This is a genomic window from Desulfovibrio sp. OH1186_COT-070 (assembly GCF_003860215.1).
Classification (GTDB): domain Bacteria; phylum Desulfobacterota; class Desulfovibrionia; order Desulfovibrionales; family Desulfovibrionaceae; genus Desulfovibrio.
Genome location: NZ_RQYH01000009.1, coordinates 47,595 through 68,409 on the forward strand (window position 1 = coordinate 47,595; position 20,815 = coordinate 68,409).

Genomic DNA, 20,815 nt, shown 5'->3' on the forward strand with positions numbered 1-20,815 from the left:
CCCGGGCCTCGTCCGGGGGCCGCCGCACGTGACCGTGCGGGCGGCTGCGCGCCTGCCGCCACATCCCCGGAGGTACACATGCGCCTTTCCCGTTCCATTGTGGGTGAAGCCGAAGCCCGTGCCGCAAGTCGTGTCATTCTGGAAGACGGCTATCTGGGTATGGGCAATGAGGTGCGTCTTTTTGAAGAGGAACTGGCGCGCTATCTGGGGGTCGAGCCTTGGCAGGTGATCACGGCCAATACGGGCACGGCGGCTCTGCATCTGGCTCTGGACGCTGCGGCCGCGAGTTCTTCCGCAAGATCTTCCGTAGTCGGCGGCAGACCCGAGGTGCTTGTTCCCTCCCTGACTTTTGTGGCGTCATTCCAGGCGGTAGTCGCCGCTGGCTGCACGCCCGTGCCCTGCGATGTTCTGCCGGAAACCGGCACCCTTGACCTTGCGGACGCCGCAAAGCGTTTGACCCCCCGAACCATTGCCGTCATGCCCGTGCACTATGCCAGCAACCCCTGGCAACTGGATGCGGTATACGCCTTTGCCAACGAAAGGGGCCTGCGCGTGGTGGAAGATGCGGCCCATGCCTTTGGCTGCAAGCACCGTGGCCGCAGGATCGGCAGCTTCGGCGATCTGGTCTGCTTCAGTTTCGACGGCATCAAAAACATCACCTGCGGCGAAGGCGGCTGTCTGGTGGCTTTTGATGCCGCATCTGCGCAACTGGCTGCGGACGCGCGCCTGCTTTCGGTGCGGGGCGATACCGGCCAGCGTTTTTCCGGCGGGCGCTCCTGGGATCCCGACGTGACGCGGCAGGGCTGGCGGTATCACATGAGCAATATCATGGCGGCCATCGGCCGGGTACAACTGGGGCGGCTGGAAGGGGAATTTCTTCCCGCCCGCCGTGTTCTGGCGGCGGTCTATGAAAAGCGGCTGGCGAATCTTGCCGGGCTGGCGCTGCTGCGTACCGACCCGCAGGATTTTGTGGTGCGCCATATCATGCCCGTGCGCGTTGCCGGGGGCCGCAAGGACGCGCTCAAGGAGGCTCTGAACGCTCAGGGCATCCCCACGGGTGTTCACTACAAGCCCAACCATTTGTTGAGTTTTTTCGGGGGCGGCGCGCAGCATTTGCCCGCAACAGAGCAACTCTATGCCGAACTGCTGACTCTGCCCCTGCACCCCGGCCTGACCATTGCCGACGTGGAAAGTGTCTGCCAGGTCATAACGTCTTTTTTTGACGGATGCGCTTCGTGAGGGGAGGGCTGCGCCGCCCCGTCCGGAAAGACCTGACAGACTTTCTGCGCGCTCTGGCAGGGCGCCGCTGGATGCGCTTTGGCATGGTGGGCGGCGCTGCGGCTCTGGTCTACGCTCTTTTGGGGATTTTTTTCGTCAGTCTCTGCGGCCTGCCCGCGCTGGCGGGCAATGCCCTGGCCTATGCGCTGAGCTTTGCGGTTTCCTATCTTGGGCAGAGCCTCTGGACTTTTGCCGGAGAAACAAAGCCTGCCGCAGGCAGGCACGCCTCCATGCTCCCCCGTTTCGCCCTTGTCCAGCTTCTGGGGCTGGGGCTCAATTCCGTTTTTGTCTGGCTGTTTATGGCTTTGGGGCTGGAATATGCCCTGGCTATGGGGGCGTCCGTCTTTCTGGTGCCCCTTGTGGTGTACGCGCTGTGCAAATACTGGGTGTTTCGCGATCCGGGCCAAAGCGGGGCAAAAGATCCCGCCAACGGGCCAGGCAGGGAGGAAACATGAGCACGCCCCGGGTTTCCGTTATCATGAATTGCCTGAACAGCTCCCGCGATCTGCGCGAAGCGCTGGACAGCGTTGCGGCCCAGACATTTGAAGACTGGGAAATTGTCTTCTGGGACAACGGCTCCACAGACGACAGCCCGGCCATTGCCCGGGCTTTTGGCGGAAAGCTGCGCTATTTTCGCGGTGAGGCCACAGTGCCTTTGGGGGCTGCGCGCAATCTTGCCCTGGCGCAGGCGCGGGGTGATCTGGTGGCTTTTCTGGACTGTGACGATATCTGGCGCGCGCGCAAGCTGGAAAAACAGGTGGCTCTGTTTGATGCCAACCCCCGGTTGGGGTTGGCCTGCACCGATACCGAGGTTTTTGACGGCAGGCGGGTGTGCAAAAGGCTGTTTGCCGAAAGCCCTCCTGCGCGGGGCATGGCCTTTGCCCCCCTGATGGAGAGGCAGTGGATTTCCATGTCGTCGGCCATGCTGCGGCGCGAGGCTCTGGCGGGTCTTTCTGCCCAGGGGGCGGCGCCGGGCGGGGGAACCAACGGGCACTGGTTTGACGAAAGCCTTAACGTCTGCGAGGAGGCGGACGTTTTTTACCGCATTGCCCATGACTGGGAACTGGACTTTGTGGACGAACCTCTGACCCTCTGGCGGGTGCACGGGGGCAACACGACCTTTCTCAAATTCGGCCAGTTCGCCGAGGAAACCCTGCGTATTCTCGAAAAGCACCGGAAGCTCTATCCGGGGTATGACGCCGAATATGCGGGCCTTGTGGCACTGCTCACACGTCGGGCGGCCTTTCAGCGGGCCGTGGATCTCTGGCGTCGGGGGCGCAATGCCGAAGCCCGCGCAGCCATACGGCCCTGGCGCGATTTTGGCCGCAAATACAGGCTTTTCTGGTGGGCCAGCTATCTGCCGGGCTCGCTCTTTGCACTGGCCGCGCGCACCTACTTTTTTTTGCCTTTTTTCCTGCGGCGTTAGCTCTTGAAAATATTTCTGTTGCATCCGGGAAAACTCCACTGTATCACTCCGCTAAAACAATGTTGCGGCTCTGGCGAAAGGGGGCCGGGCCTGTGGGGCAGGCGCGGCCGTCAGGCCAAGAACATCAACGTGTTGGGAGGACAGATGGCCTGGACACAAGTGTACGATCCTGTGGGCGGCGCGGTGCTCTCCGCCCTTGTGGCAGGAATTCCCCTGATCAGCCTTTTTTACATGCTGGCTGTGCGTCGGTCCAAGGGGCATTATGCCGCTGCTGTGGCGGTGATTTTGTCCCTGATTCTGGCTGTGGCCGTGTGGGGCATGCCCGCAGGCACGGCATTCAGCGCTCTGGTCTTTGGTTCGGCTTTCGGGATATTCCCCATTGTCTGGATCGTCATCACCGCGGTCTGGGTGTACAACATGACCGTTGAGTCGGGAGAGTTTGAATATATCAAGGAATCTCTCGCACGGCTCACTGACGACCGCCGTCTGCAGGCCATTTTCATTGCCTTTGCCTTCGGCTCCTTCATTGAAGGCACAGCTGGCTTCGGCACGCCTGTGGCCATCACCGCAGCCATGCTGGTGGGATTGGCTTCCGCCCGCTGTACGCCGCAGGCATTTGTCTGATTGCCAATACGGCTCCGGTGGCCTTTGGCGCCATCGGTATTCCCGTTATTGTGGCCGCGCAGGTTTCGGGCCTGCCCGAACTGCAAGTGAGCCAGATTGTGGGTCGCCAGTTGCCCATTCTGTCGCTCATCGTGCCGCTGTGGGTCTGCGTGGTCATGTGCGGCTTCAAGCGCACCATGGAAGTTCTGCCCGCCATCATTGTGGCCGGTGTGAGCTTTGCCATCGCGCAGTTCGCCTTTTCCAACTTCCACGGCCCGACCCTGCCCGACATCATGTCCGCCATTGTCACCATCATTGCCATGGTGCTTTTGCTGCGCGTCTGGAAGCCCTCCCGCGTTTGGCGTTTCGAGGGAGAACAGGCGGCTGTTCTGAGCGGCGAAGCTCCGGCCTTTGGTGTGGTGCTGCGCGCCTGGCTGCCCTACATCATTTTGGCCATCATGGTCTTCTTGTGGGGTCTGCCCCAGTTCAAGGCCATACTCAACGCCATGCCGGGTGCTGTGCTGAAGTTCTCCTGGCCCGGCCTTGACGGCATGGTGGAGAAGGCTGCGCCCATTCTGGCCGCAGGCAAGAATCCCAACTATCCCGCAGTGTTCACGTTCAACTGGCTGTCTGCCGGCGGCACGGCCATTCTGCTGGCCGGGTTCTTCTCCGTGCCTTTCATGCCTGGGTACAGCTTCGGCAAGGCGGTTTCCTGCTTCTTCAGGACCATCTGCCAGCTGCGCTTCCCCATTCTGACCATTGCCATGATTCTGGGCTTGGCCTACCTCATGAATTACTCGGGCATGAGCTCCACCATGGGCATCGCCTTTACGCTGACCGGCGCGTTCTTCCCGCTCTTTTCGCCCATTCTGGGCTGGCTGGGCGTGTTTCTGACCGGTTCGGACACATCGTCCAATGCCCTGTTCTGCGGCATGCAGCGGTCCACGGCTGAAGTGGTCGGCATGGATCCCGCGCTGGCCGTGGCCTCCAACGCCACAGGCGGCGTTACCGGCAAGATGATTTCTCCCCAGTCCATCAGCGTGGCCACAGCGGCCACCAACATGGTGGGCCAGGAGGGCAATCTCTTCCGCTTTACCCTGGGTCACAGCCTGGCCATGACGGCTGTGCTCTGCGCAATCACCTATCTGCAAGCCACGGCTTTGAACTGGATGCTGCCGTAATCCGGCGCATACCGGCGGAGTGGAAAAAGGGCCGCCCCGAAAGGGGCGGCCCTTTGGGCTGCTGAACAAGGCCAGCAGCCCCGAAAATTGCGAGCAGGTCGCGGCTTGGCCGCGCCGTAAAGCGAACGATTTTTGTGCCTTTCCGCCAAGCCATTGAGCAGCTTGACGGCGCAAACTCCACAAAGCGGGGTTTGTCACTATTGGGGCCGCCCTTTTCGGGGCAGCCCCGTTTTGGCAAAATACCTGGCTGTTACGCGGAAAGTTTGCGCACCTCCACATACCAGGCAGCGGCTTCTTCCAGCAGTTTGTTGCTTCTTCCCGCCAGAGCCTGGGGATCCTTGAGGTAGCCGTCCTGCAGCAGGCTGGCGTCAAACAGGGCCTGGGTCATGTGGGCCAGCGTCCTGTCCCCGCTGTCCGCCTTGAAGATGCGCAGCATATTGCGCAGCAGGGGGTGGTCGCGGTTGACTTCCAGCGTTTTGACCGGGACGGAATCGTCCTTCTGCATGACCTTGATGAGTTTTTCCATGGAGGAGGAAATGCCGCCGTCAGGCGACACAAGCACGGCCGGACTGTCGGTCAGCCGGTGCGAAACGCGCACTCCGGCAACCCTGTCTTCCAGAATTTCCTTCATGCGCTCAAGCAGCGCGTCAAAGCTGGAGGCATCGTCTTCGGACAGGGGAGCGGCGGCCTTGTGCTCCTCCTTGTCGGCAAAGGCGTCAAGGGCCTGATCCGTGGCTGTTTCCACAGACATGAAGTCCCAATCCTTGTATTTGCCCAGGCCGTCCATGACGAATTCGTCCACCGGCTCGTACAGCCAGAGCACTTCAATGCCCTTGCGCGCAAAACGTTCCATATGCGGGTTGAGGCGCGCGGCTTCGCGGTTGGGCGCAGCCACATACCAGAAGGTTTTCTGCCCTTCGGGTGCACGCTCCATGTACTGGTCGAGGCTGCTGAGGGCTTCGGCATCGGGCAGGGCGGAAGTGTTGAAGCGCAAAAGGGCGCTGACGCGCTCGCGCTGGGCGAAGTCGTGGTAGCCCAGTTTGAAGACCTTGCCGTGCAGGGTCCAGAAGCGGCGGTATTTTTCTTCATCATCGCGGGCCAGTTTTTCCAGATTGCCCAAAGCCTGCTTGACAATCACCTGGCGGATTTTGCGCAGCACGGCATTTTCCTGCAAGGTTTCCCGCGAGATGTTCAGCGGCAGATCCTCGGAATCCACCACTCCCTTGAGAAATGCCAGATATTCGGGAATGAGATCCTGATTGCGGTTCTGGATGAGCACGCGGCGGGTATACAGATCCAGCCCCCAGAAATCGCGGTCCGCGCCGAAGAAATCCTGCGCGGTGTCGGGGATGAAGAGCAGGGCGCTGAACTGCACAGGCACATCCACAGAAAAATGCAGGACATCCAGCGGAGCCTTGGAGTCGTAGGTCAGCGCCTTGTAAAAGCCTTCGTACTGTTCTTCGGTCACGGAGAATTTGGGCTCGCGCCACAGGGCCGGCTGGGTATTGACCTTCTGGCCGTCCAGAAGCACGGGAAAGGGCACAAAAGCCGAATGCTTGCGGATGGTCGACTCCACACGGAAGTTTTCGAGAAATTCCGTGGCATCGTCCTTGAGCCATGCCTTGATGGTGGTGCCGCGCTCCGGCGCGTCTGCCGCAGCCGGTTCCACCGTGTAGGTTCCCAGGCCGTCGCTGCTCCAGACATGGGCATCGGTGCTTTCGCCAAAAGCGGGGCGCGAGGTGACTTCGACCTTTTTCGCCACCATGAACACGGAATAAAAGCCCACGCCGAACCTCCCGATGATGTTGGCGGCATCGGGGGGGGAGTTTTCGTCCTGCGCGTTTTTGGCTGCGGCCAGATCCGCCAGAAACTGCTCCGAGCCGGATTTGGCGATGGTGCCGAGATTTTCGGCCAGTTCGTCGGCGCTCATGCCCAGCCCCGTATCGGCGATGGTCAGGGTTTTTGCATCCTTGTCGATACTGATGCGGATTTCCAGCGGCAGATCGGGCAGGCACGGCTGCTCGCCGCGGTTCATCCGGTAGCGCAGCTTGTCCAAGGCGTCCGAGGCATTGGACACAAGTTCCCGCAAAAATACTTCGCGGTTGGTGTAGAGGGAGTTGGTCAGGATGTGCAAAACCTTGCACACCTCGGCCTGAAACTGGCGGGGTGTCTTTTCTGTAGGGGACATGAAAACCTCCTGTACGGTACTCTTGCCCAATGATAATGCCCCCCGGCGGATTTTCAAGGGGATAACGAGCAGAAAGGATGGACGCCACGCCTGTGAATGTTCTGTCCGAATCCGCTCGCCCCTTGTTTTTTCCGGCAGATAAGGCTACCTGAAGCAAGGACATTTTCAAGGAGGCCTCCATGGACGTCGTTATGCTTTCGCGTCTGCAATTTGCCGTGGCCGTATTCTTCCACTTCATTTTCGTGCCCCTGACGCTGGGGCTTTCCGTCCTCATTGCCTGGATGGAAACCTGCTATGTGCGCACCGGAGATGAATTCTGGAAAAAACAGGCCAAATTCTGGGGAAAGCTTTTTGTCATCAATTTCACCCTGGGCGTGGTGACCGGTATCACGCTGGAATTCCAGTTCGGCACCAACTGGTCCAAATATTCGGAATATGTGGGCGACATTTTCGGATCCCTGCTGGCTATCGAAGCAACTGTCGCCTTTTTCCTCGAATCCACCTTCCTGGCCGTATGGCATTTCGGATGGGAGCGCGTGAGCAAGAAGGTGCATTTGGCCGCCATCTGGATTGTGGCCATTGCCGGCAATATTTCCGCCCTCTGGATCATCCTGGCCAACGGCTTCATGCAGCACCCCACAGGTTACATCATCAATGAGGCCGCAGGGCGGGCGGAGCTGAGCAACTTCTGGGAAGTGGTCTTCAACGGTTATGCATGGGGCATGTACGCCCATACGATCATTGCCGCATGGGCTGTGGGCGGATTCTTTGTGCTGGGCGTTTCGGCCTGGCATCTGCTGCGCAAAAGCCATGTGGATTTTTTTCGCCGTTCTTTCCGCATGGCGGCCCCCTTTGCCCTTGTGTGCGCCCTGTTGCTGGGAGTTTCGGGCCACCATCAGGGCGGTGCCGTGGCGCAGCACCAGCCGGCCAAACTGGCGGCCATGGAAGCCCACTGGGAAACCGGCCGCAACGTGCCCTTTTACCTGCTGGTCTGGCCTGACGAGGCCAACGAAGGCAATATGGTGGAGGCTCTGGGCGTTCCCGGCCTGATGAGCTGGATCGCCTACGGCAGTGTTGACGCCGAAGTCAAGGGGCTGAAAGACTTTGCCAAGGAAGATCGCCCGCCGGTTCTGCCGACGTTTTTGTCCTTCCGGGTCATGGTGGCGCTGGGCGGCCTGTTTGTGCTGCTGGCCATCGGGGCCTTCTGGCAACGCACAAAGGACGAACCCTGCCCCCTCCTGCTCAAGGCTCTGATCTGGAACATTCCCCTGCCCTACATCGGCCTGATGGTGGGCTGGGCTGTGGCGGAAATCGGCCGTCAACCCTGGATCGTCTACGGGCTGATGCGCACCGCCGATGCCGTGTCGCCGGTTCCCGCGGACAATGTGGCCGTTTCTCTGGCAGCCTTCACCGTGGTCTATTCGGTGCTGGGCATATTGGACATTTACCTGCTGCGCAAATTTGCGCTCAAGGGCCCGGACGCCCGGGAGGTGTAGGCCATGTTGGAAACCATCTGGTTTGTGCTGTGGGCCTTGTTGTGGACTGTGTATTTTATTCTGGACGGCTTTGATCTGGGGCTGGGCAGCCTTTTGCCCTTCCTGTCCAAAAACGAAAGCGAACGCCGTATCATGTACAATGCCGCCGGGCCTTTCTGGGACGGCAACGAGGTATGGCTGATTTCCGCTGGCGGCGTGACGTTTGCCGCCTTTCCCAAGGCCTATGCGGTAATGTTCAGCGCCTTGTATGCGCCGTTGCTGCTTCTGCTCTTTGCGCTCATCTTCCGGGCTGTTTCCTTCGAGTTCCGCAACAAGGTGGAGCACGACAGTTGGCGCGCCCTGTGGGATGCCGTGCACTTTCTTTCCAATATCATCCCCTGTGTGCTGTTGGGAGTCGCCTTTGCCAATCTTTTCATGGGCATCCCGGTGGACGCCCAGGGCGTGTACCACGGCAACCTGCTTGGCCTGCTGAATGTGTACGGCCTTGCGGGCGGGGTGTTTTTTGTGTGCATGTTTGCCCTGCACGGGGCCATCTGGCTGTCCATCAAGAGCCGCGGCGATTTGCAAACCCGCGCTCTGGCTTCGGCCACTTTTCTCTGGCCGCTCATGCTCGTCCTGCTGGTGGCATTTCTGGTGCTTACCGGCATGTACACCAGGCTTTACGACAATTACCTTGCCATGCCCGCGCTGTGGGTTCTGCCCGTGCTGGCTCTGACCGGGCTTGTGGGCGCGCGCGTGATGCTGGGTGCGGGCAAGCTCTGGCTGGCTTGGGGGTGCAGTGCCCTGTTTATCCTGGGCGTGACGTTTTTTGGCGTGGCGGGCATGTTCCCCGGCATGATCATCTCCTCGCTTGACCCTGCGGCCACGGTGACGGCCTTCAACGGCGCGTCCAGCCCGCTGACGCTCAAGATCATGCTGGGAGTGGCTCTGGTGATGGTGCCCATAGTGCTTTTGTACCAGTTCTGGATGTACCAGCTGTTCTCGGCCCCGGTTACGGTCAGGGATCTGGAGGACGAACACGCGTATTAAAGAGGCAAAACCGCCCGCAGGAAAATGTTTCCTGCGGGCGGTTTTTTTGACTGGCGGCAGATGTGCCGCAAGCCGCGTGCTGTCTGGACGGCGCAAACTCCGTTCAAAATTCCATGAAGACCTGCTCCTCGGCATCGTCGCGGGAGCGGCGAACGATTTTTCCGATGGGCCATGCAGCAAGCCGGAAGGCGCGGATGCGGTTCACGGCTTCCTCGGCCTGCTCGGTGGGCAGAATGAGCACATAGCCTATGCCGCAGTTGAAAATCTGCAACATTTCCGGCCAGGTGAGGTTGCCTGCCTGCTGGAGCCAGGGAAAGACCGCGGGTTTTTCCCAACTGTCAAAAGCAATGTGCGCCTTTACCTGGGCGGGGAGAACGCGTGGGATATTGTCGTAAAAACCTCCGCCGGTAATGTGCGCCATGCCCTTGACCTGCATGTCCCGCAGCAAAGGGCGAACGGCCTCCACATAGATGGTGGTGGGGGCCAGCATCACGTCGCACACGCTGGCCCCGTCCGCTCCGGGGAAAGGATCGTCACGATCCAGCCCGCTTTCTGCCAGAATTTTCCGGGCCAGGGAATATCCGTTGGAATGCAGGCCGGACGAAGCAATGCCGATGATGCTGTCGCCCACCTGGATGGCGGAACCGTCAATGAGCCGGGCATTGTCCACCATCCCTACGCAAAAACCCGCCAGATCGTATTCGCCGGGGGCATACATGTCGGGCATTTCGGCGGTCTCGCCGCCCAGCAGGGCGCAACCTGCCTGACGACAGCCTTCGGCCACGCCGCCGATGACGGTATGGGCCGTCTCCACATCCAGTTTGCCTGTGGCAAAATAGTCCAGAAAAAAGAGGGGGGCGGCGCCCTGCACCAGAATGTCGTTGACGCTCATGGCCACAAGGTCAATGCCCACGGTATCGTGCCTGTGGTAGGCAAAGGCCAGCTTGAGCTTTGTGCCCACCCCGTCGGTGGAAGAAACCAGCACCGGGTCTTCCATGCCGGAAATATCCGGACGAAAGAGGCCGCCAAAGCCTCCGATGTCGGAAATGACGCCCCTGGTCTGCGTGCTCTGCACCAGAGTCTTGATGCGCGACACAAGGGCATTGCCCGCTTCAATATTGACGCCTGCCTGGGTATAGGCTTTTGAACGCTCGCTGGACATGGTAGCCCCCCTCCTTTTGCCGGGGAAAGGCTAGCAGGTTTTCCGGCAAAGCCCAAGCGCCTTTTTTATGGACCGGCGCGGCCGCCGTTGATAGAATGCGGGCAAACAGGAGGAGCGTCAGTATGCGCGTCTGGGCAGCAGGAGTGTACGCGTTGTGCGCGGTTGCGCTTTTTCTCGTTCTGCCGCAGGCAGGGGGCGGCGCGGGGCACGTTTCGGCGTTGGCGGCAGCCGCAGAAGGAGAGGCAGCGAGGGATGACGCCGTCAGCTTCGGCACGGGGCAGTTGGCAAGCCCCCACTTTTCCCGCAAGGGGCAGGCAGAACAGTGGCGCGACCCGGACACGGGCGATGTCGTAACGTCCGTGGTTCCGCCCCGCTCCTCCCGGGATGAACGCGATACCTTTCTTCTGGTGGCTCCCCAAGTATATCCTGACGTGCCGGCCATGCCGGGAGGGGTGTGGGGAGGCGGCGCGCACGAGGGATTGCGCAGGCCAGATCTTCCCGGTGGGGCCGGGCAGGGGCTGCCCGGCGGCAGGGGGCACGGGGCAGGGCCGCGGCCTTTTTTGCCGCCGGAAGCGGCGGGCGGCATGGCGCGGTGAGCGTGCGCGCGGAACTTTGGGATGCCCTGCCCGACGGCACGGTGGCCTGCCGCCTGTGCGCGCACGGCTGTCTGTTGCGGGCAGGGGCAAGGGGCGTCTGCGGAGTACGCCGCAATGCCGGGGGAACGCTGCTTTCTCTGGCGGGGGATGTGGTAACGGCCGTCAACCTTGACCCTGTGGAAAAAAAGCCCCTCTACCACTTTTTGCCGGGAACAGCCACGTTTTCCGTGGGCAGCGCGGGCTGCAATTTTTCATGCCGTTTTTGCCAGAACAGCAGCATTTCCTGCGTGCCCGCCAGCGGGCGTGTGGCGGGCACACGCGTGCGGCCCGAAGACCTCGCGGCCTTGGCCCGCGCCGAAAACGCCCGCAGCCTGGCCTTTACCTATAACGAACCGACAGTGTTTTTTGAGCTTGTGCGGGCCACAGCGAACCTGTGCCCCGACATGCCGGTGATTCTGGTCAGCAATGGGTACATGAGCCGGGATTGCCTCCATGCCCTGCGCGGCCTTGTGCGCGCGGCCAATATAGATTTGAAGGGCTTCAGGGATGCTTTTTACCGCAAGTTCTGCGGGGCGCGCCTGCAACCGGTGCTGGATACGCTCAAGGCCGTAAAGGAGCTTGGCTGGTGGCTGGAAGTAACCACCCTGGTCATTCCCGGCGTCAATGACGACCGGCAGGAACTGGCCGAACTGGCCGCCTTTGTGCACGACGAACTGGGGGCAGACACCCCCTGGCACATTTCGGCCTTCCACGGGGCGCACCTCATGGCTGACCACCCGCCAACGCCCTTGCCCACACTGCAACAGGCCAGGGATGCGGGCCGCGCGGCCGGTCTGCGTTTTGTCTATATGGGCAATGTGCGTTGCGCCGGGGGCGGCGACACCGTCTGCCCCTCCTGCGGGAGCATGCTTGTCGAGCGCGTGGGCTATGCCGTGCGCCGGCACGACAGAGCAGGGCAATGCCCGGCCTGCGGAGACCTTTTGCCCGGAGTCTGGACAGCATGATTCTGATCTATACCGGCGACGGCAAGGGCAAGACCAGTGCCTGCGTGGGGCAGGCCGTGCGCGCACTGGGGCAGGGCATGACCGTGGCTTTCGGGCAGTTCATGAAGCGGGACGGCCAGGCCGGAGAACAGGCCATGCTTTCCCGCTGGCTGGGGGGCCGCTTCCGGGCCGCAGGCCCCGGTTTTCTGCGGCGGGAGGAAGATCGCCCCGCCCACCGGCAGGCCGCCTCGGCCCTGCTTGACTGGGCGCAGGAGCAACTGAACTCGGCGGACATGCTGGTGCTGGACGAATGCCTGTATGCCTTGGGCGCGGGCCTGATTTTGCGGGAAGAAGTGGAATGCCTGCTTGCTCTTGCCCGTCGGCAGGGGCGGCATCTGGTACTGTCTGGCCGGGGGGTTCCGGACTGGCTTGCCGATGCTGCGGATCTGGTCACGTCCATGACAGAGATCAAGCATCCCTGGCGTTCCGGCATCGCGGCATCGCCGGGGATTGAGTATTGATTTCCCCTGTTTTCTGTGCATCTGCAAGGCTTTTTGCTCCGCCGCGCAAAAGGTCAGAACCGTATTTTGTCCGGAATCCCCATCAGGAGAGCGCATGCTGACCATCTATATTGCCGGATCCTTCAAACACAAGCACGGTGTGCGTCTTCTGGGGCGGGAACTGCGAGCCTTGGGCTGCCGCATACTGGACTGGACGGACAAGGCCGTGCCTCCGGCCGGGCTGACGCCCGCCCAGCGCCGCATCTGGATGGATACGGACCATGACGGCGGGGCTGTCTACGCCTTTTGCCGCGATGCCTGCCGCACGGCAGATCTGGTGATCTATTACGGCGCATCGGGGCAGGACGCGGGCGTGGAGGTGGGCCTGGCCGCAGGGGCGGGAACACCCGTGCTCGGCGTGTGCGGCCCGTTGGAAGGGCCGGGGCTCATGCTCCACGGCGCGGTGGATTGCTGGGTGGACAGCATTGAGGATGCCCTTGAGGCCGTGGCCGTTCTTGTTGCGGCGGGCGATGCCCAAGGCAGACAAGACAGGCAGGACAGGCCCGAACCGTCCCGCAGCGCCCCTCTGGAGAAACTGTGCCGTGCCGTGCGCGCGCGGCGGGCAAAGGGTTCCGCGGGACTGTAGGTCCGAATGTCATTGTTTCTGGGTGTTGTTGCCGTCGGCTGAAGTGGTAATGAGAGAAACGTTTTTTATACCGGAGATGCGGACAGTGTCCATGGTTTGCATAACAAGACCGTATCGCGCTTCTTTGTCGGCTTTCACAAAAAGCGGCGTATCATTTTTTTTGTATGTTGCAAGAGCTATCGGGAGTTCCTCAATAACAGTTTCATGGTCATTTATATAAATAGCTCCGTCTGCCTTTACAGACAAAACAATATGGTCTTTTTCTGTGGAGAGAATTTCAGATGTGTCCACTTCTGGAAGGCGTATATCAAACCCCTCTGTCATCATCGGTGCCGTAACCATAAATATTACAAGCAATACCAGCATAACATCCACAAGAGGAGTTACATTGATTTCGGAGGCAAATTCTTCGATTTCCATGTCATCTCCTGTTATTCGAAGAGAAAGCCATTGGTGTATTGGGGAGATTCATGCTGCATGCGATTGAGAAGCTGTCCCGAAAAATTGTTGCAGGCGCTTTCAATCTGATACAGGATGGTTTTGAATGTATTGAAACCGAAAACCGCCGGTATGGCGACAAAAAGGCCAACAGCCGTGGCGACCAGGGCTTCGGCGATCCCGGGAGCAACCGTTGCCAGCGAGACGCTCTTCATCTCCGCAATGGCCGAAAACGAGTGCATGATACCCCATACCGTGCCAAACAGGCCTATGAAGGGGGCAGTGTTGCCTGTTGTGGCCAAAAGTCCCAACGATGATTTGAGCTTTTCCATTTCTTCCGAAACGGCAAAGCGCAATGTACGGTGCATGTTGGCATCGATCAGGCGGTCAATATCCCCTGTTTTTGCAAGGCGATTGTATTCGGTTATCGCCCGCTCGGTGATGGTGTACAATGGTGAAATTTCGTCAGCGGCAATGACAGGCAGCGCTTTTGACAGGTCTTCACTCATGAAAAAAGCTTTCAACCCTTCGTCAACACGGCGTCTGGCCTGGCGCAAAGACAACCATTTCCCGCACATATAGGCCCAGCTTGCCACAGACATGAACAACAGAAGAATCAAAACGCATTTTGAAACAAATGTGGCCTGAAGCACTGCCTGGATGAGTGAATGCATTGTGTCCTCCGCTACCGGTTCAATGAAAAAACCACGGGTATCTCAACCACGCTCATGACAGGTTTGCCGCCAACCTTTGCCGGAGCAAAACGCCACTTGTGCACTGCGGCAAGCGTTTCCTCGGCAAAATAGGCGCTCACGCCACCTTTGAGCACCACAGCCCTGAGTATCCGACCGTTCGTGCCGATAACGGCCCTGACGCGCACAGTGCCTTCAATACGGGCATGCTGTGCATGGGATGGATAGCGGGGTTTCACTCGCTGCAAAATGGCCGGGGCCTGGTCCCACTGGTTCATGCCGTAAACCGCTCCCTGGCCTTGCCCTTTGCCCTGGTACATGCCGAGGCCGCCGCCGCTGCCGCCACCCTCGCCGTTGTCATTGCGGCCCGCCCCTTCAGCTTCGGTGGCCCCTCCTGCACTGGCAGCATCCTGTCCGCCTGCATGTGATCCCGATGCGGGCGGAGGAGCATTAGCGGGCTTTTTGTTCTTTTCCGCCTTGTTGCGCTTTTCCATTTGCCTTTTCGGTTGTTGTGGGGGCGGCTTTGTTTCAGGCGTGTCTTTTTTTCTTTTTTCTTTTTCCTTGAGCACCAGATCCGGTTCTTCCATTTTTTCCTGAACCTTTGGCTCGTCTGCGGCGATTTTTTCCTCTTCCGGCTCCGGAGGGGCAGGTGTTTCTTCTTCAGCGTGTGCGGTCGGGTCTGTCCCGTCCGTTGCGCTGGCGTGGCTGGTTCCCTGGGTGGCAGTGCCCATGCCCATGCCAACGAGCGAAATGTGCATGGAAGATTCACCGCCACCAGACTGCTGCAAGGGGATGCCCCATACGGCAAGCAGGAGCAAGGAATGCAAAAGCAGTGAAAAGGAGATGCCTTTTTTGCGTATTTTTTGCTGAAAGGTGTGCAGCGTTTTGCCCCTGGCGCGATAAATCCAGCGGCTGCGTGAACCTTTTTCTTCGGAGGTACCGTCGGGGAAACAGTGCGCCGCTTGGGGAAAAGCGGTGGACAAAAGCTCACGCAATTTTTGTGAAGCGGGCCGGGTGAATATTTCGCGCACAGGTCCCTGCTCGATAACGCGGCCCCTGTCCAGCACGAGTGCACGCTGGCAAAAGCCTTTGACCAGAGCAAGGTCGTGGCTGACAAAAATCATGGCCATGTTGTATTGCTGCTGCAAACCGCGCAAAAGCGAAACAAGCTGAAATTGCAGAGCACGGTCAAGGGATGATGTGGGTTCGTCCAGCAGCAGCACCTGCGGCCTGAGCACCAGAGCACGCGCCACAGCAACGCGCTGGCGTTCTCCTCCGGAAAGTTCGTGGGGGAATCTGTCAGCATATTCGGGGGCAAGCCCCACATCTTTCAGGGCATCCAAGACGCGGGTGTCGTTGCAGGAGGCATTTCTGTCATGCACAAGAAGACCTTCTGCAACCAGTTGGCGCACACTCATGCGCGGATTCAGCGAAAGGAAGGGGTTTTGAAATACCACTTGCATGTCACGGCGCAAAGGAGCCATTTGTGCGTGTGTAAGATCCTGGATTTCTTTCCCTTGCAGAATGATGCGGCCTCTGGAGGGGATGAGCCGCAAGGCCGCGAGGACAAGCGATGATTTCCCCGAACCGCTTTCGCCGACAATCCCCAGGCATTCCCCAGGGTACAGCTCGAGGTTCACACCGTTCAGTGCCCTGAAAGGAGGATTTTTTTTCCGGAAGATGCCTGTTCTGGGGCCTTCAAAATCCACGCTGAGGTGCTGGACGGAAAGCAGGGGAAGGGAAGTCTTTTCGGACAATGGTGCGGCCCACTCTCCATCGGCGGAACGGAGAAGGGTTTGCGTGTATTCGTGGCGCGGGTTTGCAAAAATATCCGAGGAACTCTCGACAATTTTTCCGCGGCGCATAACGTGCACGGTATCAGCAAAGCGTTGCACCATACCGAGATCGTGGCTGACGAGCAGCAGCCCCATGCCCAGTTCCCGGCGCAGGTCCGTAAGCAGGCGCAGGACAGACTGTTGCACTGTGGCGTCAAGGGCTGTGGTGGGCTCATCGGCAATGAGCAGGTCGGGATTGCAGGCAACGGCAAGCGCCAGGATCACCCTCTGCCGCTGTCCGCCCGAGAGTTGGTGGGGATAAGCCTCCATCCGTTCCTGAGGGTTGTCGATACGCACAATCCGGAAGAGGTCGAAAACCCTTGCGCGAATCTGGGCTTCAGTAAGGTTTTGGTGGGTACGCAGGCATTCAGCCACCTGCCGTCCCACCTTGTGCAAGGGGTTGAGAGCCGCAAGGGGATCCTGAAAAACAACCCCTATCTCCCTGCCTCTGAGGGCTGGCATGGATTTTTCCGGCAGAGCGGTCAGATTTTTGCCCTTGAACAGGATCTGGCCGGATGTGATATGTGCGCCCTCGGGCAAAAGGCGGACGACCGCCCGCGTGAGGAGGCTTTTTCCTGCACCGCTTTCGCCCACAAGAGCCACACACTGCCCTTTTTCCACAGCAAGCGAAGCGTCGTGGACTACTGTTTTTGTTTTGCCGGAACGGGGAGGCCCCAAGGCAAAGCCAATGTTCAGGTGGCATACGTCAAGCAGGCTCATGCTGCATCTCCGGCTTTCTGCCCTTCCTGGAGAGAGGGGACGTCACCGGCTGCGTCAGGATTCGCCTGGAAAACGCGAGGGTCAAAGGCGTCTCGTACCCCTTCACCGATGAACACCAGACACGTCAGCAGCCCCGCCAGTGTGAAGAAGGAAGCCAAACCTATCCACGGGGCGAAAAGATTGTTTTTCCCCTGTACCACAAGCTCACCCAGCGACGGATATTCGGGCGGCAGGCCGAAGCCCAGGAAATCCAGTGAAGTGAGGGTGACGATGGAAGCATTGACCATGAAGGGCAGAACAGACACCAGGGCAACAGCGGCGTTGGGCAGCACATGGCGGCGCATGATACCCAGATCGTTTACGCCAAGAGCACGGGCGGACAGCACATATTCCATATTTCTGGCCCTCAGGCTTTCTGCCCGCACCACGCCCACGACCCGCATCCAACTGAAGGCAAGCATGAGAAGCAGGAGGCTCCAGAAGCCCATGCTGATGACGCTTGAGATGATAATGATCAGATACAGAACAGGAATTCCCCCCCATACTTCCATGAAGCGCTGAAAGAGCAGGTCGGTGAGACCGCCGTAATATCCTTGCACCACGCCCGCTGCCATACCCGCCAGACAGCCAGTCAATGAAAGACACAGCCCGAAAAGCACTGAAATGCGTATGCCGTAGAGTATGCGGGCCAAGATGTCCCGGCCCTGGTCGTCAGTACCCAGAATATTGCCCTGCCCCGGCGGGGCGGGAAAGGTTATTCCCTCACGGCGTGAAATGGTATTGAAGGAGTATCGTATGGGGGGCCACAAGGCCCAGCCGTTGCGCGCTATGGAGGCGGCAATATGCGGGTCGCTGAAGTCTGCGGCAATAGGCAGGTCCCCACCCAGGCTCCGCTCATCGATATGTTGGAAAACAGGCAGATATATCTGGTCGCCATACCGCACAAGCAGAGGTCTGTCATTGGCAACAAGTTCGGCAAACAGACTCACCACAAAGCATGCTCCGAAGATGCACAGGCACGTCAAGGCTCTGCGGTTGGCGCAAAATGCGCGCCAGCGTCTGCGCGTGATGGCGTTCATGCCTTGCTCCTCTCTGCGAAATCAATGCGCGGGTCAACCCGGGTCATGGTCAAATCGCCGATAATGGAGGTGACAAGGCCGATAAGCGTAAAGATATAGAGTGTAGCAAACATGACAGGGTAATCGCGCTGCATGGCGGCTTCAAAGCCCAGAAGCCCCAAACCGTTCAGGGAGAAGACCGTCTCGATGAGCAAAGAGCCGGTAAAAAACATGCGCACAAAGGCACCGGGCAGACCGGAGATGACAATAAGCATGGCATTGCGGAAGACATGCCCGTACAGGATTTTTTTCTCCACAAGGCCTTTTGAGCGGGCCGTTTCAACATACTGCTTTGCCAGTTCGTCCAGAAAAGAATTGCGCGTAAGCAGGGTCAGTCCGGCGAAGCCCCCGATGGAGAGGGAAAAGACCGGCAGCGCCATATGGTGCAGATAATCCGTCACCTGCTGGAAAAACGTGAAGTTTTCATATCCGAGCGTGTGCAGCCCGCGCAGGGGAAAAATCTGCCAATATGATCCGCCGGCAAAAAGTACGATGAGCAGCACGGCGAAGAGAAAACCCGGTATGGCGCTTGCCGCTGCCGTCAGCGCGCCCGTCAGCACGTCAAAGGTGCTGCCCCGGCGGATTGCGCGGGCAATGCCCGCGGGAATGGACACAAAATAGATGATAAGCGTACTCCAGAGCCCGAGACTGACGGATACGGGCAGGGCATCGGCCAGCAGTCCTGTAACGCTGTCGGCCTTGAAAAGGCTTTTTCCGAAATCAAAGCAGGAGAAATTCCAAAGCATTTCTCCGTAGCGCACAAGAATGGGCTTATCGAAGCCGTAAAGTTCGCGGACAGCCGCAAGCGTTTTGGGGCTGAGCCCCCGCGCCCCGGAATAGATGCCCTCGCCTCCTTCCGGTCCTGCCGGAAGGGGCAGATCCCCGGCAGGAGAGCCGGCACGTTCCATAAAGGCATTGCCGCTGCCCTCAAGTATGGCGATGAACTGTTCCACAGGACCGCCGGGAGCAGTCTGCACAATAAAAAAATTTATGGTGAGTATGCCGAGAAGGGTGGGGATAACCAGCAGCAGGCGGCGCAAGGTATAGCGAAGCATTATTTTTCTCCCGGAGTATCTGTTGCGGTGTCAGGAGCCATATGCCATGCGAAGATGTCCATGCCGCTTGCTGCGACAAAATTCTTCGGCGGACGGATGCGCTCCTGCCGCCAGGAAAAGCGCAGCCGGCTGCTGTACCAACCGGGTATGACATAGCAGCCGTGCTGCAACAGGCGGTCAAGAAGCGCCGCTGCGGCATACAGGTCGGCCCGGCTTGGCGAGGCGATAAGCAGTTCGACCACTTCATCGACAAGGGGATCGCTGATACCGGCGTAGTTGCGCGAACCCCTGGTTTTCGCCGCAACGCTTGTCCAGAAGCTGCGCTGTTCGTTGCCGGGATTTGAGGATTGGCGCGCCACGACATGGATCATGTCATAATCGAAACTGCGCAGTCGGGCGATATATTGCGTCTGGTCAACCAGCCGCACGTTCAGGACGATGCCGAGCCGCGCCAGAGTATTGCGAAAAGGCATGTATACCCTTTGCATGGCGGGGGAGTTGCTCAACAGGGTCAGCATGAGGGAATGTCCTTCGGCATTGACCATACGCCCGTCCTGTATGCCCCATCCGGCTTCGGCCAGCAGTTGGAGAGCCTGTCGCATCCGCTCGCGTTCGTTATGGCGGCCTCCGGGGGGGATGTCCGGCAACGGACCGAAGATATGCGGCGCGGGGGCATGGCGCACGGTGCGCAGGAGCGCAATTTCCCTGTCACCGGGCAGTGGTTGCGCTGCAAAGGGGGCATTGGTGAAAAAACTGGTATACCGGCTGTATTCTTTGTAAAAAAAGGCATTGTTGAGCCATGTGAAGTCAAAAAGCAGAAGCAGGGCACGGCGAACTCTGGCATCAGCGAGAAAGGGGCGGCGCGTATTCATGAAAATGCCTCCGATCCCCTGCAATGCGTCATGTTCGACCACCTGGCGGACAATACGGCCGTCACGCACTGCCGGCACATGATAGGCATTTGTCCAATCCTTGATATTGCGCTCGCTGTAAAAATCAGCCTCTCCGGCGAAAAAAGCTTCACGCGCCACAGAGGAGTCGCGATAATAGTCCACCTGTACGGTGGTGAAATTGTAACGCCCCTGATTGACGGGCAAATGGCTCCCCCACCAGTTTTTGCGCAATACATAAATCAATCGTGTTCCCATGACCGAATGTGCGAGGCGGTATGGTCCGCTGCCCGGCATGGCTTCGGTCTGCGGTTCGCCGAGGTTTCTGTCTTTCCACCAATGGGCGGGCAAAACCGGCATCTGGCACACAATGAGTGGCAGTTCGCGGCTGTCGGCTGCGGCAAAGGTGAAGCGTACTTCTTTTTCTCCGAGGGCCTCAACGCCTGTCACCTGCTCGTAGTATGCCCTGTACACGGGTGAGGCTTCCCTGATCAGCGCATGGAAGGTAAAAACAACGTCGTGGGCGGTTACAGGCATGTCATCGGCAAAGCGGGCTTCAGGGCGCAGCTTCACCACCATGCTCAGCCTGTCGGGCGCAAGATCGAAACTTTCGGCAAGCAGCCCCCGGATAACAAAATCCTTGACGCCCGGTGGGGTAACCCCCAGCGTTTCGTAGGTAAGGGCAAGCTGCGCCGCAGAAACCCCTCTGGGGCTGAAGGGGTTGAAGCTGTCAAACGTGCCCACCGCCGAAAGACGCAACCGTCCGCCCTTGGGGGCGTTAACGTCCACATGGGTATAGGGTTTGTGGGCATCCTGCCCGTCGGCATCATCCCATACCGCAAGCACGGCGGCTGGTGCGGCCAGGAGAGGGGAGGCACCCCAACCCGCCGCAAGCAGCAGCAAGGCAAGGCACACAAGCAGGCTCCGGAGGTTTTTTGCGCCGTGCAGACGGGTTGGGGCAGTGTTCGTGGGCATGGTC

At 59.5% G+C, this 20,815-nt stretch carries 17 protein-coding genes and 1 pseudogene; 10 read left to right on the plus strand and 8 right to left on the minus strand.

Translation table 11 applies throughout. The features are described from left to right. Window positions 1-78 precede the first annotated feature (78 nt). The 4 genes and pseudogenes from EII23_RS05035 (at window position 79) to EII23_RS05050 (ending at window position 4,488) form a co-directional block, all read left to right on the plus strand. Window positions 79-1,239, plus strand: coding sequence for a DegT/DnrJ/EryC1/StrS aminotransferase family protein (locus EII23_RS05035; RefSeq protein ID WP_124792299.1), 1,161 nt, complete (start codon window positions 79-81; stop codon window positions 1,237-1,239). After that, on the plus strand, window positions 1,236-1,733 hold the full coding sequence (locus EII23_RS05040; protein WP_124792300.1) for a GtrA family protein: 498 nt from the start codon (window positions 1,236-1,238) through the stop codon (window positions 1,731-1,733). Before EII23_RS05035 ends, EII23_RS05040 begins: the two co-directional genes overlap by 4 nt. Further along, window positions 1,730-2,704, plus strand: coding sequence for a glycosyltransferase (locus tag EII23_RS05045; protein ID WP_124792301.1), 975 nt, complete (start codon window positions 1,730-1,732; stop codon window positions 2,702-2,704). The genes EII23_RS05040 and EII23_RS05045 overlap by 4 nt, the downstream gene beginning before the upstream one ends. Before the next feature lie 144 nt (window positions 2,705-2,848). Next, window positions 2,849-4,488 (plus strand): annotated as a pseudogene (locus tag EII23_RS05050) (L-lactate permease). A gap of 250 nt (window positions 4,489-4,738) precedes the next feature. Here EII23_RS05050 and htpG read toward each other — a convergent pair. Beyond that, entirely contained in the window at window positions 4,739-6,676 is a 1,938-nt protein-coding gene (gene htpG, locus EII23_RS05055; protein ID WP_124792302.1) for a molecular chaperone HtpG, read from the minus strand. Between the two features lie 179 nt (window positions 6,677-6,855). On the opposite strand from htpG, the gene EII23_RS05060 reads away from it, so the two are divergent. Continuing rightward, window positions 6,856-8,172 (plus strand): cytochrome ubiquinol oxidase subunit I, encoded by a 1,317-nt coding sequence (locus EII23_RS05060; protein ID WP_124792303.1) that lies wholly within the window; start codon window positions 6,856-6,858, stop codon window positions 8,170-8,172. A gap of 3 nt (window positions 8,173-8,175) precedes the next feature. Next, a complete protein-coding gene (gene cydB / locus EII23_RS05065; RefSeq protein ID WP_124792304.1) occupies window positions 8,176-9,201 on the plus strand; it encodes a cytochrome d ubiquinol oxidase subunit II in 1,026 nt (341 codons plus the stop codon). Window positions 9,202-9,304: 103 nt separating this feature from the next. Here cydB and purM read toward each other — a convergent pair whose 3' ends face one another. Continuing rightward, the gene (gene purM / locus EII23_RS05070) at window positions 9,305-10,363 is read right to left on the minus strand and encodes a phosphoribosylformylglycinamidine cyclo-ligase (RefSeq protein WP_124792305.1); all 1,059 of its coding nucleotides are present in this window, start codon (window positions 10,361-10,363) and stop codon (window positions 9,305-9,307) included. 122 nt (window positions 10,364-10,485) lie between these two features. Here purM and EII23_RS05075 point away from each other — a divergent pair, with 122 nt between their 5' ends. From EII23_RS05075 to EII23_RS05090, 4 genes are all read left to right on the plus strand, one after another. After that, entirely contained in the window at window positions 10,486-10,959 is a 474-nt protein-coding gene (locus EII23_RS05075; protein WP_124792306.1) for a hypothetical protein, read from the plus strand. Between the two features lie 2 nt (window positions 10,960-10,961). Further along, the gene (amrS, locus tag EII23_RS05080; protein ID WP_124792307.1) at window positions 10,962-11,963 is read left to right on the plus strand and encodes an AmmeMemoRadiSam system radical SAM enzyme; all 1,002 of its coding nucleotides are present in this window, start codon (window positions 10,962-10,964) and stop codon (window positions 11,961-11,963) included. After that, the gene (locus tag EII23_RS05085) at window positions 11,960-12,463 is read left to right on the plus strand and encodes a cob(I)yrinic acid a,c-diamide adenosyltransferase (RefSeq protein ID WP_124792308.1); all 504 of its coding nucleotides are present in this window, start codon (window positions 11,960-11,962) and stop codon (window positions 12,461-12,463) included. Before amrS ends, EII23_RS05085 begins: the two co-directional genes overlap by 4 nt. A 94-nt stretch (window positions 12,464-12,557) precedes the next feature. Then, entirely contained in the window at window positions 12,558-13,088 is a 531-nt protein-coding gene (locus EII23_RS05090) for a translation initiation factor 2 (RefSeq protein WP_260424606.1), read from the plus strand. Window positions 13,089-13,097: 9 nt separating this feature from the next. Here EII23_RS05090 and EII23_RS05095 read toward each other — a convergent pair whose 3' ends face one another. The 6 genes from EII23_RS05095 to EII23_RS05120 are packed head-to-tail and all read right to left on the minus strand — an operon-like array spanning window position 13,098 to window position 20,811. Next, window positions 13,098-13,508, minus strand: a complete 411-nt coding sequence (locus tag EII23_RS05095) for a biopolymer transporter ExbD (RefSeq protein WP_124792309.1) — start codon at window positions 13,506-13,508, stop codon at window positions 13,098-13,100. An 11-nt stretch (window positions 13,509-13,519) separates the two neighbouring features. Then, entirely contained in the window at window positions 13,520-14,200 is a 681-nt protein-coding gene (tolQ, locus tag EII23_RS05100; RefSeq protein WP_124792310.1) for a protein TolQ, read from the minus strand. Window positions 14,201-14,211: 11 nt separating this feature from the next. Then, window positions 14,212-16,773, minus strand: coding sequence for a dipeptide ABC transporter ATP-binding protein (locus EII23_RS05105; RefSeq protein WP_124792311.1), 2,562 nt, complete (start codon window positions 16,771-16,773; stop codon window positions 14,212-14,214). After that, on the minus strand, window positions 16,770-17,852 hold the full coding sequence (locus EII23_RS05110) for an ABC transporter permease (protein ID WP_124792312.1): 1,083 nt from the start codon (window positions 17,850-17,852) through the stop codon (window positions 16,770-16,772). Before EII23_RS05110 ends, EII23_RS05105 begins: the two co-directional genes overlap by 4 nt. After that, window positions 17,849-18,946 carry a microcin C ABC transporter permease YejB gene (yejB, locus tag EII23_RS05115; RefSeq protein WP_124792313.1) on the minus strand — a complete coding sequence of 366 codons (1,098 nt, stop codon included), beginning with the start codon at window positions 18,944-18,946 and terminating at the stop codon, window positions 17,849-17,851. Before yejB ends, EII23_RS05110 begins: the two co-directional genes overlap by 4 nt. Then, the gene (locus EII23_RS05120; protein ID WP_185702299.1) at window positions 18,946-20,811 is read right to left on the minus strand and encodes an extracellular solute-binding protein; all 1,866 of its coding nucleotides are present in this window, start codon (window positions 20,809-20,811) and stop codon (window positions 18,946-18,948) included. The genes yejB and EII23_RS05120 overlap by 1 nt, the downstream gene beginning before the upstream one ends. Between the last annotated feature and the right edge of the window lie 4 nt (window positions 20,812-20,815).

Bases quoted from the DNA above. Each gene is read 5' to 3' on its own strand.
- cydB (WP_124792304.1), top strand. From the start codon at position 8,176: ATGTTGGAAACCATCTGGTTTGTGCTGTGGGCCTTGTTGTGGACTGTG.
- EII23_RS05075 (WP_124792306.1), top strand. From the start codon at position 10,486: ATGCGCGTCTGGGCAGCAGGAGTGTACGCGTTGTGCGCGGTTGCGCTT.
- purM (WP_124792305.1), bottom strand. From the start codon at position 10,363: ATGTCCAGCGAGCGTTCAAAAGCCTATACCCAGGCAGGCGTCAATATT.
- yejB (WP_124792313.1), bottom strand. From the start codon at position 18,946: ATGCTTCGCTATACCTTGCGCCGCCTGCTGCTGGTTATCCCCACCCTT.
- EII23_RS05045 (WP_124792301.1), top strand. From the start codon at position 1,730: ATGAGCACGCCCCGGGTTTCCGTTATCATGAATTGCCTGAACAGCTCC.
- EII23_RS05095 (WP_124792309.1), bottom strand. From the start codon at position 13,508: ATGGAAATCGAAGAATTTGCCTCCGAAATCAATGTAACTCCTCTTGTG.
- EII23_RS05035 (WP_124792299.1), top strand. From the start codon at position 79: ATGCGCCTTTCCCGTTCCATTGTGGGTGAAGCCGAAGCCCGTGCCGCA.
- EII23_RS05085 (WP_124792308.1), top strand. From the start codon at position 11,960: ATGATTCTGATCTATACCGGCGACGGCAAGGGCAAGACCAGTGCCTGC.
- EII23_RS05110 (WP_124792312.1), bottom strand. From the start codon at position 17,852: ATGAACGCCATCACGCGCAGACGCTGGCGCGCATTTTGCGCCAACCGC.
- EII23_RS05090 (WP_260424606.1), top strand. From the start codon at position 12,558: ATGCTGACCATCTATATTGCCGGATCCTTCAAACACAAGCACGGTGTG.
- EII23_RS05120 (WP_185702299.1), bottom strand. From the start codon at position 20,811: ATGCCCACGAACACTGCCCCAACCCGTCTGCACGGCGCAAAAAACCTC.
- tolQ (WP_124792310.1), bottom strand. From the start codon at position 14,200: ATGCATTCACTCATCCAGGCAGTGCTTCAGGCCACATTTGTTTCAAAA.
- htpG (WP_124792302.1), bottom strand. From the start codon at position 6,676: ATGTCCCCTACAGAAAAGACACCCCGCCAGTTTCAGGCCGAGGTGTGC.
- EII23_RS05105 (WP_124792311.1), bottom strand. From the start codon at position 16,773: ATGAGCCTGCTTGACGTATGCCACCTGAACATTGGCTTTGCCTTGGGG.
- EII23_RS05060 (WP_124792303.1), top strand. From the start codon at position 6,856: ATGGACGTCGTTATGCTTTCGCGTCTGCAATTTGCCGTGGCCGTATTC.